Origin of the sequence: Pacificitalea manganoxidans (assembly GCF_002504165.1) — a bacterium.
Classification (GTDB): domain Bacteria; phylum Pseudomonadota; class Alphaproteobacteria; order Rhodobacterales; family Rhodobacteraceae; genus Pacificitalea; species Pacificitalea manganoxidans.
Genome location: NZ_CP021404.1, coordinates 1046075 through 1060065, shown reverse-complemented (window position 1 = coordinate 1060065; position 13991 = coordinate 1046075). Strand labels below are relative to the sequence as shown.

The following is a 13991-nucleotide window of genomic DNA, read 5'->3' as shown; positions in this document are numbered from 1 at the left end:
ACCCGGCGGGGCTACAGACTGGCGACACACGAAAGAACAGGCCAAGCGTCGTCGTGATCCGGGCAGCAGATCCGGGCGCGACCGTCGAGCAGACGAGACCAAGACGCGCCACAGGCGGCAAAGGATCACCGATGAACAGTGCAGGCCCCTCCCCCAAGGCGGAAGACGCCGCGGGCAGCGATCCCGAACAGGACGCGTTGCGCGCGCGGATCTTGGCCCAGCCCGATCTGGTGCTGGAGGACCATCGCATCATGCGCGCGCTGATCGCCGCCAACGAAAAGGCGATGGGCGGCAACATCGTCGATCTGCGCGGGATTGCGATGGAACGGCTGGAGGCCCGGCTGGACCGGCTGGAGGACACGCATCGGTCCGTCATTGCGGCGGCGTATGACAACCTTGCCGGGACCAATCAGGTGCACCGTGCGATTCTGGCCATGCTCGACCCCACCGGGTTCGAGGCGTTTCTGCGCAATCTGGGCACCGAGGTCGCGACCATCCTGCGCGTCGATTCGATCCGGCTGGTTCTGGAAACCGACCATCCCGAAGACCCCGGCAGCATCGAACGGCTTGGCGATGTGCTGGCCGTGGTGCGCCCCGGCTTCATCGACGCCTATCTGACCGGCCCGCGCGGTCGCCAGCCGATCCGCCCCGTCACGCTGCGGCAGGCCACCCCGGAGGGCGAGGCCGTCTATGGCGAGCGCGGCAACTGGATCCGCTCCGAGGCGCTGCTGCGTCTGGATCTGGGCGAGGATCGCCTGCCCGGTCTGCTCGCGCTCGGGGCCGAAGACCCGCATCAATTCACGCCCGCGCAGGGCACCGACCTGCTGACCTTCTTTGGGGGGGTGTTCGAACGGCAGATGCGGCGCTGGCTGGGCTAAGCCGGTGACCGCACCTCGCCCGCCCCGGACCGCCGACGCAGCCCCCGCCTCGCGCGCCGCCCGGGGCGCGGTGGCGTTGCAGGTATCGCCCGGCATGCGCGATGCGCTGGACCGCTGGCTGACCCAGCGCCGTGCGCTCGACAACGCAGCCGAGGCCACCGTCACCGCCTACCGCGCCGATCTGCTGGGGTTTCTCGCATTTCTCGTCGGGCATCTGGGCGAAGGGCTTGGCCCGGCGGCGATGGGTCGGCTCAGCACCAGCGACATGCGCGCATGGATGGCGCATGAGCGCGCGCGCGGCGTGCAGGCGCGGTCGCTTGCGCGGCAGTTGTCGGCGGTAAAGGGGTTTGTCGCATGGCTTGCCGACCGCGACGGGTTCGACGCGACGCCGGTATTGACCACCCGCGCGCCCCGGTTCCAACGCCGCTTGCCCCGCCCGCTGGCGCGCGATGCCGCCCGTGCGATGATCGACACGGTCGAAGTGCAGTCTCAGACCAGCTGGATCGGCGCCCGCGACGCGGCGGTGGTGACGGTGCTATACGGCTGCGGGCTGCGGATTTCCGAAGCACTGGGCCTGAACGGCGATGCCTCCCCCCTGCCCGACGTTCTGCGCATCACCGGCAAGGGCGGGCGCGAACGGGTGGTGCCGGTGATCGGCCCGGCCCGCGATGCGGTCGCCGCCTATGTCGCGCTGGCCCCGTTCGAGATGACCGCCGATGAGCCGCTGTTTCGGGGCACACGCGGCGGACGGCTCAACCCCCGCGCCATCGCCAAGGTGATGGAAAACGCGCGCATGCAACTGGGCCTGCCCGCGACCGCAACGCCCCACGCCATGCGCCACAGCTTTGCCACCCATCTGTTGGAAGCAGGCGGTGATCTGCGCGCGATTCAGGAGTTGCTCGGCCATGCCTCGCTGGCGACGACACAAGGCTACACCTCCGTCGATACGGCGCGGCTGATGGAGGTCTACGACAACGCACATCCGCTGGCGCGGCGCGGCAAGGATTGAGCCACCCCGCATCCGGCGCCGTCGATGAGGCGCGCCGTCGGGCACAGCGCCAGCCTGCGCGCACGGACGCGGCGCAGGCTGGAGGTCCAATCAGGCGTTGAACAGGAAATGCAGGACGTCGCCGTCCTTCACGAGGTAGCTTTTGCCCTCGACCCGCATCTTGCCCGCGTCCTTCGCGCCCTGCTCCCCGCCCAGCGCGGTAAAGTCATCGTAAGCGATGGTTTCGGCACGGATGAACCCACGCTCGAAATCGCCGTGGATGACACCGGCGGCCTGCGGGGCCAGCGTGCCTGCGCGGATGGTCCATGCGCGGGCTTCCTTGGGACCGACGGTGAAATAGGTCTGAAGGCCCAGCAACTCGTAGCCCGCGCGGATCAGCCGGTCGAGCCCGGCTTCCTGCAGGCCCAGCTCCTCTAGGAACATGTCGGCCTCATCGGCATCAAGCTGGCTGATCTCCTCCTCGATCCGGGCGGAAATCACCACGCTCGCGGCCCCCTGTTCGGCGGCCATCTTCGCCACCGCGTCGGAATGGGCGTTGCCGGTCGCGGCCTCATCCTCGGCCACGTTGCAGACATAGAGGATCGGCTTGGAGGTCAGCAGTTGCAGCATGGCCCAGGCCTTGCGATCCTCGGCATCCACCTCGACCGTGCGGGCGGGCTGGCCCTGCTCCAGCGCGGCAAGCGCGGCTTTCAGCAGGCGCTCCTGCGCGATCGCTTCCTTGTCGCCGCCGCGCACCTTACGGGTCAGACCTTGCAGGCGTTTTTCGATGCTTTCCATATCGGCCAGCATCAGTTCGGTTTCGATGGTTTCCGCGTCCTCGACCGGGTTCACCCGGCCTTCGACATGGGTGACGTCGCCGTCTTCGAAACAGCGCAGCACATGGGCGATGGCGTCGCATTCGCGGATGTTGGCCAGAAACTGGTTGCCCAGCCCTTCGCCCTTGCTTGCGCCCTTCACCAGCCCGGCAATGTCCACAAAGGTCATCCGCGTCGGGATGATCTGTTTGGAGGCCGCGATTTTCGCCAGCGTGTCGAGCCGGGCATCGGGCACCGCGACTTCACCGACATTCGGCTCGATCGTGCAGAACGGAAAATTCGCCGCCTGCGCCGCTGCGGTGCGGGTCAGCGCGTTGAACAGCGTCGATTTGCCCACATTGGGCAGGCCCACGATCCCGGTCTTGAAGCCCATGATCCATCACTCCTGCATAGGTTTGGCGCCTTCTACGGGCGTGCCTGCGCGCATGCAAGCCGGAGCCGCCCCTCATCCGCCGGACCCGTGCGGGCACCCTCCGCCCCCGCGCCCGGACCCGAATCGCCCGCGCCGCGTTGAGGCGACAGCAACCGCAAGGAGGACCCCATGTCCCTGACCCCCTACCTATTCTTCGATGGCGACTGCGAAGAGGCGCTGGATTTCTACGTTTCCGCAATCGGTGGCGAAATCACCCAGAAGATGCGTTTCTCCGAGGCCCCGCCCGAGGCCGAAGTGCCGAGTTCCGACAAGATCATGCATGGCGCGCTGATGACGCCCGTGGGGCCGATCTTTGCCTCTGACAACCGCGACGCGGCCACGCCAAAGGTCAAGGGCATGTCGCTGTCGCTGAACTACGGCTCCGTCGACACCGCCCGCCGCGTGTTCGAAGCGCTGGCCGAGGGCGGCGAAAAGCAGATGGAGTTTCACGAAACCTTCTGGTCGCCCGGCTTTGGCACCCTGACCGACAAATTCGGCATCCAGTGGATGGTCGGCGTCGGCGACGAGGCCTGATCCACCGCGACCATGGGCCTGAACGCAGGCCCGCTACCACGGGGGCGCGGCGATCTGACCGCGCCCCATTGCCTTTCGCCCGCAAAATGGCCAAACCGGGCAGGCCAGAGCGAGAGGACTTCATGACCCGGATCGACGATACATTCGCCCGCCTTCAATCCGAGGGCCGCAAGGCTTTCGTAGCCTATGTCATGGCGGGAGATCCCGATTACGACCGCTCGCTGGAGATCGTGAAAGGTCTGCCCGGCGCCGGGGTCGACATTATCGAACTGGGGCTGCCCTTTACCGATCCGATGGCCGATGGCCCGACCATTCAGTTGGCCGGTCAGCGCGCGCTGGAAGGCGGCATGACCCTGCAAAAGACGCTCGATCTGGCCCGGGCGTTCCGCGAGACCGACAGCACTACCCCCATCGTCATGATGGGCTATTACAACCCGATCTATTCGCGCGGGGTCGACACCTTTCTCCGCGACGCGGCAGAGGCCGGGATCGATGGTCTGATCGTCGTGGACCTCCCCCCCGAAGAGGATGACGAACTGTGCATCCCCGCGCAGAAGGCCGGGCTGAACTTCATCCGCCTTGCCACCCCCACGACGGATGATAAGCGCCTGCCCAAGGTGCTCGAAAACACCTCTGGCTTTGTCTACTACGTTTCGATCACCGGCATTACCGGCTCCGCAGAAGCGCAAGCCGGGGACGTCGCGCCGGAAATCACCCGCATCAAGGCCAGCACCGATCTGCCGGTCATCGTCGGGTTCGGCATCCGCACCCCCGAAGCCGCCGAAAGCATGGCCGCCGTGGCCGATGGTGCGGTCGTAGGGTCGGCCATTGTCGGCAAGATCGCCGAAGGTCGCCCGGCTGCGGAAGTGCTCGACTATGTCGCATCGCTCGCCGCTGGGGCGCACCGGGCCTAGCGACACCGCTGTGACGGGTGGCGCGATGCTACGCGCCGGGCCCCGTGCCCTGGCGCGTCCCCTCCGGCCTTGCTCCCTACTCAAGTGCTCAGAACCAGATCGCCAAGGCTGCGGCCTTGCGCGGCGTCTAAACGCTGTCGCACCCCCATGAGCCCGATTGCGCCCCTCCGCCCGGATTGGTAAGGTTTTCGCACCAAACGCGAAGGGGCACACGATGTCGGTCATTCATGAATATCTCAACAGCGTAGTGCCCGCAGGCTGGCTGCCCGACCCGGTCGTGACCGAGATCGAAGACCTGCGCCGGATGCACCGCCGCCGCGCCCCGCGGATGTTCTGGGACTATTGCGAATCCGGAAGCTGGAGCGAACAGACCTTCCGCGAGAACAGTTCTGACTTTGACCTGATCCGTCTGCGGCAGAAGGTGGCGGTGGACATGTCCAACCGCAGCACCGCGACACAGATGGTCGGGCACGATGTGACACTGCCGGTCGCGCTGGCCCCCGTGGGCATGACCGGGATGCAGCATGCCGATGGCGAGATCCTCGCCGCCAAGGCCGCCGAGAAATTCGGCGTGCCTTATACGCTGTCGACCATGTCGATTTGTTCCATCGAAGATGTGGCGCAGCACACCACCGCGCCGTTCTGGTTTCAGCTCTACACGATGAAGGACGAAGACTACGTTGATCGTCTGATCGCGCGGGCGCGCGCGGCGGGCTGTTCGGCGCTGGTCATCACGCTGGACCTGCAACTGCTGGGCCAACGGCACCGCGACCTGAAGAACGGCCTCTCCGCCCCGCCCAAAATGTCGCCTGCGACGCTCGCCAATCTTGCGATGAAATGGTCGTGGGGGCTGGATATGCTGCGCACGGAGCGGCGCGGTTTCGGCAATATCGTGGGCCATGTGAAGGGCGTCGACGATCCCTCGTCGTTGATGGCATGGACGGCGCAGCAGTTCGACCTGACGCTGGACTGGTCAAAGGTCGCCCGGCTGATGGAGAAATGGGACGGCACCGTGATTCTGAAGGGCATTCTGGACGCCGATGACGCCCGCCGCGCCGCCGAACTTGACGCCGATGCGATCGTGGTGTCGAACCACGGCGGACGGCAACTCGATGGGGCGCTCAGTTCGATCCGGATGCTGCCGCAGATCCTCGATGCCGTGGGCGACCGGTGCGAGGTGTTCCTCGATAGCGGCATCCGCTCCGGGCAGGACATTCTGAAGGCGGTCGCAATGGGTGCGAAAGGCACGATGATCGGACGCGCCTATATCTATGGTTTGGGCGCGATGGGCCAGCGGGGCGTGACCCGCGCGCTGGAAATCCTGCAACGGGAGTTCGATCTGACGATGGCGCTCTGCGGTCAGACGCGGGTGGACCAATTGAGCCGCCGCAATCTGCTGATCCCGGAGGATTTCGAAGGCCGCTGGCAGGCGTAACTCCGGGCCGGTCGGGCGGTCGCGCGCGCCTGCGGCGACTGCCTTGCCGGTATCGGATGGCCTCGGCTGGCAGCTTTCGCAGCTACGCCCCGTGCCGCCCCGCGCGCAGCAACAACACCAACGCAGGCAGGATCAGCCCGACGACGAGCGCCAGCACGGCAAAGGCCATGCGCAACCCGGCAGCTTCGCTCAGCGCGCCCATCATGGTGGGGCCCGCGAAAAAGCCGAGCATCCCGAACATCCACGCCCGCGACACGCCCAGTGTCCGGCCCCGCTCCCCCGCGCGGGCCGCGCCTAGCCGCCCGATCAGCGACGAGCCGGTTGGCAGCAGCACCGCCAATCCTGCCGCGCCGAGGGCGATCCCCGCCAACGCCACGGCTCCGTTCTGCCCGGCGGCAAGCATCAAGAGCCCCAGCACCGCGACGGCTGCCGACACCGTGATCAGCCGTGCCGCGCCCAGTCGCGCGGCCACGGCCTGCCCGCCAAGTCGCCCCAGCCCCATGACCAGACCCATCATGAACGGCCCCAACGCCCCCGCCCCGGCTGCCGCGCCAAGCGTGCGCTCCAGATGCAGGGCGCTCCATGCCTCGATCCCGTTTTCCCCGATGAAGGCGCAGAACAGGATCGCGCCGCCCGGCAGGATCAGCGGCCAGAGCGCGACGCGCGTGGCACCTTGCACCGATGCGGCGGGCTCCGGCACCGGCGCAGGCATCCGCCCGCCCCGCATCGCGCTGAGCGCCAGACCCAGCGCGATCAGCGCCAAGGCGGGCAAGGTCACCGTCACCGGCACCTCCACGGCACGCAGCCCGGCAATCGCCAGAGCGACCGCAGCGAATGTCAGCGAATAACAGGCGTGACACAGGTTCATCAGCGGCGCGGCGCTGTCGCTTTCCAAAGCGCTGATCCGCAGGTTGGCACCGATGTCGAGACCGGTCACCAACAGCCCCGCCAGCAGCATCGCCCCGCCCAACGCAAGCGGACCCTGCGCCAAGGATAAGGGCATGAATACCAGCGCCAACGCGATGCCATAGGTCGGCAACAGCCGGTGTCCCAGCAAACGTGTCATGCGCGGGGCCAATGCCGTCGCCACCACCGCCCCGAGCGATGACATCAAAAGCGTTGCGCCCAGCGCCACATCACTTAGCCCGGTGCGGGCCTTGATTTCGGGCATGTAGCCCGCCAGAGACCCCCAAAAGAGCCCGATCGCGACAAGCGCAGCCGTGGGCGCACGGGCCATGCGGAGAGAGGCGGCAAAGGTCAGCGGAACGCTCCGGCACAGGGGGAAACCGCGCTCAGAGCTAGAGCGCCCCCGCGGCAACCGCAAGTGGCGCGGCGCTCAGCCCGACAGACCGCGCCTGACAGGCAGCCCCTCCGGCCCCGCGCCCCGGTCAGAACGTCCCTCGGCAACGAAAGCTCTTTCCAACCGGACAGATCTCCCCTATACGCGCGGGCCTGTAACCGGGCATGCACCCTTGGAGGATGCCCGATCATCTTGAAAGGAATATATCATGGCTGGTGAGATCCCGGATCTTAACGCCACGGTACGGACGGGGACAGGCAAGGGGGCCGCTCGTCAAGCTCGCCGTGAAGGCAACGTACCCGGCATCGTTTACGGCGGCGGCGCCGATCCCGTAGCGATCAACATCCCTTACAACGCGCTGGTGAAGCGTCTGAAGGCAGGCCGTTTCCTGTCGACCCTCTTCAACATGAAGGTCGAAGGTCACGACGACGTGCGCGTGATCTGCCGCAACGTGCAGCGCGACGTGGTGAAGGATCTTCCGACCCATGTCGACTTCATGCGCCTGCGCCGCACCTCGAAAATCAACCTGTTCATTCCGGTTGAATTCATCAACGAGGAAGCCGCTCCCGGCATCAAGAAGGGCGGCGTGCTGACCATCGTGCGCAACGAAGTCGAACTGATCGTGACCGCGGGCGATATCCCCGATCACATCACCGTCGACCTCGCAGGGCTGAAAATCGGCGACACCATCACCATCTCGCAGGTCACCCTGCCCGAGGGCGTGAAGCCGACGATCGACCGCGATTTCGTGATCGCCAACATCTCCGCGCCGAGCGGCCTGTCGGCCTCCGACGACGAAGACGACGCGCCCGCCGCGGACGAAGTGCCGGCGACCGAAGTCGAGGAGTGATCCTCCGCCGGGTGCGCCCGGCTATGCATTAAGAAACGCGCCCCTGACGGGGCGCGTTTTTTTGTGCGGTCTGCGGCAGGTGGCCCGAGAAGCGCGACGTCTCTCGCCACAGGCCCACCGGGTGCCTCGGGCCCCGCGACCGCGGCATTCGCCCACGCACCGCGCCAGATGCAAATGCGTCTCACTTTTATTAACATATTGTTTTTGCTTGATTTTATCTGACGCACGGCCTATCTGATGCGCTCTGCCACGATCTGTCGGAGACGACCATGCCCACCACAGCGCTGATCCTGCTTGCCCTTGGCATGTCCGTCGATGCCGGTGTTGCTGCCTTGGGCCGGGGCGCGGTCAGCGCCCGCATGCGGCTGATGCTGGCGCTGCGTCTGGGGTTGGTCTTTGGTCTGTTCGAGGCGGTGATGCCCATTGTCGGCTGGGCCGCAGGGTCCGCCGCCGCACCGCTGCTGGCAGCTGTCGATCACTGGATCGCATGGGGTCTGCTGACCGTCATCGGGTTGCGGATGATCCGGGGCGGGCTTCAGGCTCCTGCCGGACCGACGCGGCGCTCGGGGCACTTCTCGCTGGCTGCGCTGGCTGTCACCGCGTTTGCCACCTCTGTCGATGCGATGGCAGTGGGCGTGTCGCTGGCCTTTGCCCATGTGCCGATCCTGCCCGTCGCGCTGGCCAGCGGGGCCGCGACATTCGCAATGGCCACCGCCGGGGCGCTGATCGGCAGCCGCGCCGGGCCGCGCACGGGCGGTTATGCCGAAACAGGCGGCGGCGTGCTGCTGGTGGTGCTGGGGTGCTGGATCTTGATCACGCATCTCACGGCCTGATGCAGCCGGTCCCGGTGCGCGCCCGCATTGCACCCCGCCCCCATCCTGTCCTATAGCAGCGCGACGGATACCGGACCCCAACAGTTGCGAAAGCGCCGCCATGACCAACTATCTCGAATTCGAAAAGCCGCTTGCCGAAATCGAGGGCAAGGCCGAAGAGCTCCGCGCGATGAGCCGCTCCAATGAGGAGATGAAGGTCACAGACGAGGCCGAAGCGCTTGACCGCAAGGCCACCGAGCTGATGAAGACCCTCTACTCGGATCTTACGCCCTGGCGGAAATGTCAGGTCGCGCGTCACCCCGAACGGCCGCATTGCAAAGACTACATCGAGGCGTTGTTTACCGAATACACGCCGCTGGCGGGCGACCGGAACTTTGCCGACGATCACGCCGTCATGGGCGGGATGGCGCGGCTGAACGACCGCCCCGTGGTCGTGATTGGCCATGAGAAGGGCCACGACACGAAAACCCGGATCGAACGCAATTTCGGCATGGCCCGTCCCGAGGGCTACCGCAAGGCGATCCGCCTGATGGATCTGGCCGACCGCTTCAACCTGCCGGTCATCACGCTGGTCGACACGCCCGGCGCCTATCCCGGCAAGGGCGCGGAGGAGCGTGGTCAGTCCGAGGCCATCGCCCGCTCGACCGAAAAATGTCTCCAGATCGGTGTGCCACTGGTGTCGGTGGTGATCGGTGAAGGCGGCTCCGGCGGGGCCGTGGCCTTTGCCACCGCCAACAAGGTCGCGATGCTAGAACATTCGATCTATTCGGTGATCTCGCCCGAAGGCTGCGCCTCGATCCTGTGGAAGGACGCCGAGAAGATGCGCGAAGCCGCCGAGGCGCTGCGCCTGACCGCGCAGGATCTCAAGAAGCTGGGCGTCATCGACCGCATCATCCCCGAACCCATTGGCGGCGCGCAGCGTCACCGCGCGGAATCGATCGCACGGGTCGGTGCCGTGCTGGAGGAACTGCTGTCGGATATGGACGGACTCGACCGCGCTGCTCTGATCCGCGACCGGCGGCAGAAGTTCCTGACCATGGGGTCAAAGGGCCTCGCGGCCTGAGCCGCCGCTTCGGTCCCCGACCCTGCCCTTCGTGATGGCCACACCAGCCCCCCGCCCCGCCGACCGGCTGATTCTCGGCCAATTGCTGCACTTCACCGGCGATCCCTTCGCGGCGCCGGTCGATGAGGTGACGCGCCATGAGCGGCGCGGCGCGGTTCTGCTGCGTGACGGGCGCATTCACGCCACCGGCCCGGCCGAGGCGCTGCGCACCGCCCATCCGCAGGCCGAGGTAATCGACCACGGCGATGCGCTGATCCTGCCCGGTTTTGTCGATGCGCATGCGCATTACCCCCAGACCGCGATGATCGCCAGCTGGGGCAAACGGCTGATCGACTGGCTCAACACCTATACATTTCCCGAAGAAATGCGCTTTGCCGATCCGGCCTATGCCGCGACCATCGCCGGGCGCTATCTGGATCTTTTGTTGGCCAATGGCACGACCACTGTCACCAGCTTCTGCACCATTCACCCCGCCAGCGTCGACGCGCTGTTCGAGGCCGCCGAGGCGCGGGGCATGGCAGTCGTGGCGGGCAAGACCTGTATGGACCGCAACGCCCCCGATGGCCTGCGCGACACCGCGCAAAGCGCCTATGACGACAGCCGCGCATTGCTGCTGAAATGGCACGGGCGCGGGCGGGCGACCTATGCGATCACGCCCCGCTTCTCGCCCACCTCCACGCCGGAGCAACTGGAGGCTCTGGGCGCCTTGTGGGGCGAGCATCCCGACTGCCCGATGCAGACCCATCTGAGCGAACAGACCGAGGAACTGAGCTGGGTCGCCAGCCTCTATCCCGAGGCGCGCGACTATCTCGACACCTACGAACAACGCGGCCTTCTGCGCGAGGGCGGGCTCTACGGCCATGCGATCTGGCTCACCGACCGGGAACGTGACCGCCTGCGCGAGATGGGCGCGGCGGTGGTGCATTGTCCGACCTCGAACACCTTTATCGGCTCTGGCCTGTTCGACATGGCGGCAACCAAGGCCGCCGGGCTGAGCGTCGGCTTGGCCACGGATACCGGGGGCGGCTCATCCTTTTCGATGCTGCGCACGATGGCGGCGGCCTATGAGATCGGCCAGCTAAGCGGCACCGCCCTGCACCCTGCGCAGCTTCTGTGGCTCGCGACCGAGGGCTCCGCTGGGGCGCTGCGCATGGGCGGTGCAATCGGGCGGCTGGCGCCGGGCGCAGCGGCGGATCTGGTCGTGCTCGATCTCGCCTCCACCCCCGCCATCGCCCAGCGCCACGCAGAGGCCGACACCCTGTGGGAGGCCGTGTTCCCCACCATCATGATGGGCGACGACCGCGCGGTGACGGAAACCTATGTGGCGGGGATCGCGCGGAAGCCCCAAGTCGCGTGAGCCGCGCGCTGCTGTTGCCAGCCCGCCGCTGCCAGCCCGGCGCGCCCCTGTCAGGGCACACCAGCGGGTTCCTCTGGCGACGCAGCCCGCTCCCATCGACCCGCGAGACCCCCTAACGCACCAGCCAAAAGCCGACGCGGCCTGCACGCGGCGCTGGTGCGCGGGCGGATGCGGGTCGGCCCATAGGTAGCGGCCTGCCTCGGGCCGCCGCGCCGTGCCGCATTGCCATTGCGCCGTAGCCGGGCCAAACAGGCGGCATGACGCGCCCTTTCCTGAATGTATCCGCCTCGCTCACCGGTCGCCACTGGACCGGTCCGGGCATTGATGACGACCGCGCCGCCGAGGCGCTGATGCAGGCCACCGACCTGCCGGACCCGGTGTGCCGGGTGCTTGTGGCGCGCGGCATCGCCGCCGAGGGGGCGCAGGCCTTCCTTGCGCCTGCCCTGCGTGATCTGCTGCCCGATCCGCGAAGCCTGCGGGACATGGACGCCGCCGCTGGGCGTTTCTTGCAGGCTGTGCGCCGCCGTGAGCGGATCGCGATCTTTGCCGATTACGATGTGGATGGCGGTGCCTCCGCCGCGCTGCTGCTGACATGGCTGCGCGAGATGGGCCTGCCGCCCACGACGCTCTACATCCCCGACCGCATCGACGAAGGCTACGGGCCGAATGCGCCCGCCATCGCCGGGCTGGCCGCGGCCCATGACCTGATCATCTGCGTCGATTGCGGCACGCTCAGCCATGATGCGCTGGCGGCGGCGGGCAATACCGATGTCGTCGTCCTCGATCACCATCTGGGCGGTGAAACCCTGCCTCCCGCCGTCGCCGTGGTGAACCCCAACCGACAGGACGAAAGCGGCGAGCTGGCGCATCTTTGCGCCGCGGCGGTCGTGTTCTTGATGCTGGTCGAGGCCAACCGCCTGCTGCGTGGCGAGGGGGTGAAGGGTCCCGACCTGATGGCGATGCTGGATCTCGTGGCGCTGGCGACCGTGGCCGATGTCGCGCCCTTGGTGGGCGTCAACCGCGCGCTGGTGCGGCAAGGCCTGACAGTCATGGGGCGCAGGCAGCGGGCGGGCCTCGTGGCGCTTGGCGATGTGGCGGGGATGAACACCGCGCCCAGCACCTACCATCTGGGCTTTCTGCTGGGGCCACGTGTCAACGCGGGCGGCAGGATCGGCAAGCCGGATCTGGGCGCGCGGCTGCTGGCCACGACCGACCCCGCAGAAGCGCAGGCGATGGCCGAGCGTCTGGACGAGCTGAACCGCGACCGGCGCGAGATCGAAGCCCGCGTGCTGGAACAGGCGCTGGAACAGGCCGAGACGCGCGGCGCCGAAGGTCCGCTGGTCTGGGCGGCAGGCGAAAACTGGCATCCCGGCGTCGTGGGCATCGTCGCCGCGCGCCTGAAGGAGGCGTTCAATCGCCCCGCCGTCGTCATTGGTTTCGACGAGGACGGCATGGGCAAAGGCTCGGCCCGCTCCGTGCCCGGCGTCGATCTGGGCGCCTGCGTGCAGAAAGCCGCCGCCGAAGGTCTGCTGCTGAAAGGCGGCGGGCATAAGATGGCCGCGGGACTCACCGTGGCTCGGGCGCAGTTGGAACCCGCGATGGAGCGGCTGGGCGCGCTGCTGGAAAAGCAGGGCGCCGGGCAGTCCGGCCCGCGTGCCTTGCGCCTCGACGGGATGCTGATGCCGGGCGCGGCGACGGTGGAGCTGATCGACCGGATCGAATCCGCCGGTCCCTACGGCGCCGGAGCCTCCGCGCCACGGTTCGCCCTGCCGGATGTGCAGATCCTGCATGCGCGTCGGGTGGGGGAACAGCATCTGAAAGTTTCGCTCGGCGATGGGCTGGGCGCGAAACTCGACGCCATCGCCTTCGGGGCCTTCGCCGGTCCGATCGGGCCCCGGCTGGAGGCGCATGGCGGCGCGCGATTCCACCTCGCCGGGCGGCTGGAGGTCAACCACTGGGGCGGACGCCAGATCCCGCAGCTGCGGCTTGACGATGCCGCCGAAATCGACGGCGCCTGAGCCGTTTGGACCGCGCCACGCCCCGCCGCCGCACGCCGTTTCCCCGCGCCGCGGCCTGCTCCACCTACGTCATGCGGCCCCGGACACAAAAATCGGCACCCGCAACGAAAAAAGCGCTTGCGCCCTCCGGCGGGTTTTTCTAGATACGCCCCACGCCACGGCAAGGCCCGTTCGTCTATCGGTTAGGACGCCAGGTTTTCAACCTGGAAAGAGGGGTTCGATTCCCCTACGGGCTGCCACTTTCCCCGTAAGTTACTCAGAACAAACACCCATTTCGGGACACCCGAACGGGGTATTCTGCTGTGCTGTGTGTCTGTGGCATGGCTTCCTTGGCGCTTTCCTTTTTTGTTTCCTCTGCGCAACCGTTCCGTTGATCGGCGTGTCGACCGGATCTTATGCGCGTGGCGCTGTGTTCGGGGGGCGGCGTGATGGAGCGCCTGTTCGCCCTGCTGCACGTCGCCAAGCCTGCCCCCGCAACCTCACCCCCTGCCCCCTAGCACGGTTCACGTCGGGGCGCGCCCGCAGGTCAGATTCCGATATTCAAAACCGGAACAAAATGTGAACATATGGAGT

The 13991-nt window shown here is 67.2% G+C and carries 12 protein-coding genes and 1 tRNA gene; 11 read left to right on the top strand and 2 right to left on the bottom strand.

Annotation, left to right across the window (positions count from 1 at the left end; all coding sequences use genetic code 11):
* Positions 1 to 131 precede the first annotated feature (131 nt).
* Positions 132 to 878: a DUF484 family protein gene (locus tag CBW24_RS04870; protein WP_088662222.1), complete on the top strand. Its 747-nt coding sequence runs from the start codon at positions 132 to 134 to the stop codon at positions 876 to 878.
* Positions 879 to 972: 94 nt separating this feature from the next.
* Positions 973 to 1887, top strand: a complete 915-nt coding sequence (locus CBW24_RS04865) for a tyrosine recombinase XerC (RefSeq protein WP_097372848.1) — start codon at positions 973 to 975, stop codon at positions 1885 to 1887.
* A 90-nt stretch (positions 1888 to 1977) separates the two neighbouring features.
* Here the strand turns inward: CBW24_RS04865 and ychF are convergent, their stop codons facing one another.
* On the bottom strand, positions 1978 to 3075 hold the full coding sequence (ychF, locus tag CBW24_RS04860; RefSeq protein ID WP_088662224.1) for a redox-regulated ATPase YchF: 1098 nt from the start codon (positions 3073 to 3075) through the stop codon (positions 1978 to 1980).
* Positions 3076 to 3243: 168 nt separating this feature from the next.
* On the opposite strand from ychF, the gene CBW24_RS04855 reads away from it, so the two are divergent.
* From CBW24_RS04855 to CBW24_RS04845, 3 genes are all read left to right on the top strand, one after another.
* Positions 3244 to 3648, top strand: coding sequence for a VOC family protein (locus CBW24_RS04855; RefSeq protein ID WP_097372847.1), 405 nt, complete (start codon positions 3244 to 3246; stop codon positions 3646 to 3648).
* 122 nt (positions 3649 to 3770) lie between these two features.
* On the top strand, positions 3771 to 4562 hold the full coding sequence (gene trpA / locus CBW24_RS04850; protein WP_088662226.1) for a tryptophan synthase subunit alpha: 792 nt from the start codon (positions 3771 to 3773) through the stop codon (positions 4560 to 4562).
* Positions 4563 to 4776: 214 nt separating this feature from the next.
* On the top strand, positions 4777 to 5997 hold the full coding sequence (locus CBW24_RS04845; protein ID WP_097372846.1) for an alpha-hydroxy acid oxidase: 1221 nt from the start codon (positions 4777 to 4779) through the stop codon (positions 5995 to 5997).
* Between the two features lie 82 nt (positions 5998 to 6079).
* Here CBW24_RS04845 and CBW24_RS04840 read toward each other — a convergent pair whose 3' ends face one another.
* Positions 6080 to 7234, bottom strand: coding sequence for an MFS transporter (locus tag CBW24_RS04840; RefSeq protein WP_097372845.1), 1155 nt, complete (start codon positions 7232 to 7234; stop codon positions 6080 to 6082).
* Between the two features lie 271 nt (positions 7235 to 7505).
* Between CBW24_RS04840 and CBW24_RS04835 the strand changes: the two genes are divergently transcribed.
* The 6 genes from CBW24_RS04835 to CBW24_RS04810 all read left to right on the top strand — a co-directional run bounded on the left by CBW24_RS04835 (position 7506) and on the right by CBW24_RS04810 (position 13657).
* Positions 7506 to 8147 carry a 50S ribosomal protein L25/general stress protein Ctc gene (locus tag CBW24_RS04835; protein WP_088662229.1) on the top strand — a complete coding sequence of 214 codons (642 nt, stop codon included), beginning with the start codon at positions 7506 to 7508 and terminating at the stop codon, positions 8145 to 8147.
* Positions 8148 to 8416: 269 nt separating this feature from the next.
* Complete coding sequence (locus CBW24_RS04830; protein WP_088662230.1) at positions 8417 to 8980, top strand: manganese efflux pump MntP; 564 nt, start codon at positions 8417 to 8419, stop codon at positions 8978 to 8980.
* Positions 8981 to 9080: 100 nt separating this feature from the next.
* The gene (locus tag CBW24_RS04825; protein ID WP_097372844.1) at positions 9081 to 10043 is read left to right on the top strand and encodes an acetyl-CoA carboxylase carboxyltransferase subunit alpha; all 963 of its coding nucleotides are present in this window, start codon (positions 9081 to 9083) and stop codon (positions 10041 to 10043) included.
* A 34-nt stretch (positions 10044 to 10077) separates the two neighbouring features.
* Positions 10078 to 11400, top strand: coding sequence for a guanine deaminase (gene guaD / locus CBW24_RS04820; protein ID WP_097372843.1), 1323 nt, complete (start codon positions 10078 to 10080; stop codon positions 11398 to 11400).
* Positions 11401 to 11657: 257 nt separating this feature from the next.
* Positions 11658 to 13418: a single-stranded-DNA-specific exonuclease RecJ gene (recJ, locus tag CBW24_RS04815; protein ID WP_097372842.1), complete on the top strand. Its 1761-nt coding sequence runs from the start codon at positions 11658 to 11660 to the stop codon at positions 13416 to 13418.
* Between the two features lie 164 nt (positions 13419 to 13582).
* Positions 13583 to 13657: transfer RNA gene (locus CBW24_RS04810), tRNA-Glu, on the top strand.
* The last annotated feature ends 334 nt before the right edge of the window (positions 13658 to 13991 follow it).